Annotated in this window: 3 protein-coding genes; 1 reads left to right on the top strand and 2 read right to left on the bottom strand. The window is 69.1% G+C overall.

The window, feature by feature from the left end:
• Together VMR86_13755 and VMR86_13750 are read right to left on the bottom strand one after the other, a co-directional pair.
• Positions 1-578: outer membrane lipoprotein-sorting protein (locus VMR86_13755; GenBank protein HTO08109.1), on the bottom strand; the 578-nt coding region annotated here is incomplete at its 3' end.
• Complete coding sequence (locus VMR86_13750) at positions 575-1,138, bottom strand: helix-turn-helix domain-containing protein (GenBank protein HTO08108.1); 564 nt, start codon at positions 1,136-1,138, stop codon at positions 575-577. The genes VMR86_13750 and VMR86_13755, both read right to left, overlap by 4 nt.
• Before the next feature lie 167 nt (positions 1,139-1,305).
• Here VMR86_13750 and VMR86_13745 point away from each other — a divergent pair.
• Positions 1,306-2,972 (top strand): class I tRNA ligase family protein (locus VMR86_13745; protein ID HTO08107.1); only part of this gene is annotated, 1,667 nt, incomplete at its 3' end.

Below are 2,972 nucleotides of genomic sequence, written 5' to 3'. Positions count from 1 at the left end.
CGCAGCTCGGTGTAGTGGCCCTTCTCGGGCTCGTCGTAGTAGACGAAGAGCAGCGGCGCGAGGTGCGCCTTCTCGATCCACAGCTCGAGCTTGGCGAACACGACCGGGGCCTCCGGCTTGGGCAGGAGCTCGAGGTGATAGGTGGCCACGCCGTCGAGCGTGTCCTCGCCGATCAGCCGCGGCACGTAGTCCTTCGAGAGCGACGACTCGCGCGCCAGGTCGTCGTTGGTGAAGTCACTCCCCATCCACGACTGCAGCATCATCGACGGCGGCACGCGCATCGCCCGCTCCACGCGCGGCAGCCAGGTCCAGAACGCGTCCTTGTCGCGCAGGAAGGCGGTGCCCTTGTCCTTCGCGGGCTCGAGCACGCGCGTGAAGCTGCGGTCGTGCGCGCGGTCGTCCCAGCTGCGCACCACCAGCTCGCGGCTCCAGCGCGGCGTGGTGATGGTCATGCGCATCTTCATCTCGGCGGTCTTGCCGCGCAGCGCATCCTCGGCGTGCTTCACGATCTCGTCGGCGGTCTGGGCGCGTGCAGCGCTCGCGAAGAGCAGGAGCAGTGCGAGACACCAGCGGGTCATGCTTCGAGTCCCTTCGCGAAGATCTCCTCGAGCGCGCGGTACACCGAGGCGAGCGGGAGATCGGGGCGGGTGAGTCGCATCAGGGTGAGACCGGCGATCGCGGCGCCGATCGCGAGCGTCACGTCCTCGGGCGCGAGCGGCCGCAGGCTGCCGTCGGCCATGCCCTTGGCCAGCTGGCGCTCGACCACGCCGTTCCAGCGCTCGACCTTCTGCTCGGAGCGCACGCGCACGCCCTCGTCCATGCCGGTCGCCAGCAAGTGCGAAAGCGAGAGCTTCACCAGCGGGAGCTCGCGGTCCACATACTCAGGAGTCCGGGTCAGGAGCTCGTGCAGCGCGGCGCGCCAGTCGGGCGCCGCGTTCACCGCGCGCGCGAGCTCGAGGTCGTGCACCAGCGCGCGGTCCATCAACGCGAGAAACAGCTCGCGCTTGCCCTCGAAGTGCCAGTAGATCGCGCCCTTCGAGAGCTTCGCGCGTTCGGCGATCGCGTCGATCGGGGTCTGGTGGTAGCCGCGCTCGGTGAAGCAGGCGAGCGCCGCGTCGAGGATCTCGCTCCGGCTCACCTCGGGCTGTCGCTGTCGCCGCGGCGCGCGCTGGGTCAACTCTGCTCCTACCGACCGACTAGTCGGTACGTTACTCCGACCCGCGTGGGGTAGCAAGCGTGCGCGCGCATCTCCCGAAAATCGCAGGCGATTTTGCGCGGCGAAGGGGCCCTCGATAGGATCTCGCGATGCCCGCGCCCAAGGCAAAGCCCTACCCCGACGTCGAAGCCGACCCCAGCTTCCCGGCGATCGAGGAGCGCGTTCTCGGCTACTGGCGCGCGAACCACGTCTTCGAGAAGTCCGTCGAGCAGCGGCCCGCGGGCGCGAAGGGCGCGAACGAGTACGTCTTCTACGACGGCCCGCCCTTCGCGAACGGCCTGCCCCACTACGGGCACCTGCTGACGGGCTACGTGAAGGACATCGTCCCGCGTTACCAGACGCTGCGCGGGCGCCGGGTCGAGCGGCGCTTCGGCTGGGACTGCCACGGCCTTCCCGCGGAGATGGAGGCCGAGAAGGAGCTCGGTGTCGCCGGCCACAAGGCGATCAGCGAGTACGGGATCGCGCGCTTCAACGATTACTGCCGCACCTCGGTGTTGCGCTACACCGAAGCGTGGCAGGAGACGGTGACCCGCCAGGCGCGCTGGGTCGACTTCAAGCACGACTACAAGACCATGGACCTCTCCTACATGGAGAGCGTCATGTGGGCGTTCAAGCAGCTCTGGGACAAGGGGCTCCTGTACGAGGGCTACCGCGTGATGCCCTACTCGTGGGCCGCGCAGACGCCCGTCTCGAACTTCGAGACGCGTCTCGACAACTCCTACCGCGAGCGGCAGGACCCGGCGATCACGGTGCGCTTCGCGCTCGAGGGCGGGCCGGAGCTCTGGGTCTGGACGACGACGCCGTGGACCCTGCCCTCGAATCTGGCGCTCGCGGTCGGCCCGGCGATCGAGTACGCGCTGTTCGAGAAGGACGGGAAGCGATTCGCGCTCGGCGCGGCCACCGTCGAGAAGTACGCGGCCGAGCTCGAGGGCGCGCGCCGGGTCGGCTCGCTGCGCGGCGCCGAGCTGGTCGGCAAGAGGTACGCCCCGATCTACCCGTTCTTCGCGAAGACGCCGAACGCGTTCGTCGTGCTCGGCGCGGACTTCGTCGACACCGCCGAAGGCACGGGCGTGGTGCACATCGCGCCGGGCTTCGGCGAGGACGACATGGCCGCGTGTCAGGCCGCCGGCATCCCGGTGGTCGTTCCCGTCGACGAGGCCGGCAAGTTCACCGCCGAGGTCCCGCCCTGGCAGGGCCAGCTCGTCTTCGACGCGAACCCGCAGATCATCCGAGAGCTGAAGGAGCGCGGCCGGATCGTCCGCCACGAGACGATCGTCCACAACTACCCGCATTGCTGGCGCACCGACCAGCCGCTGATCTACCGCGCGATGAGCTCGTGGTACGTGAAGGTCACCGCGATCCGCGACCGGCTCGTCGAGTGCAACCGCTCCATCAACTGGGTCCCCGAGCACGTCCGCGACGGCTTGTTCGGCAAGTGGCTCGAGGGCGCGCGCGACTGGTCGATCAGCCGCAACCGCTTCTGGGGCTCGCCCTTGCCGGTCTGGATCTCGGACGATCCGCGCTTCCCGCGCGTCGACGTGTACGGCTCGCTCGACGAGCTGGAGCGCGACTTCGGCGTGCGCCCGCACGACCTGCACCGGCCCGCGATCGACGAGCTCACCCGTCCGAACCCCGACGACCCCAGCGGCAAGGCGACGATGCGCCGCATCGCCGACGTGCTCGACTGCTGGTTCGAGTCGGGCTCGATGCCGTTCGCGCAGGTGCACTACCCGTTCGAGAACCGCGAGTGGTTCGA

It is taken from the genome of Myxococcota bacterium (assembly GCA_035498015.1).
GTDB lineage: Bacteria > Myxococcota_A > UBA9160 > SZUA-336 > SZUA-336 > VGRW01.
Note: the sequence above shows the minus strand (reverse complement) of the source record. Positions and strands in the feature narration are given on the sequence as shown.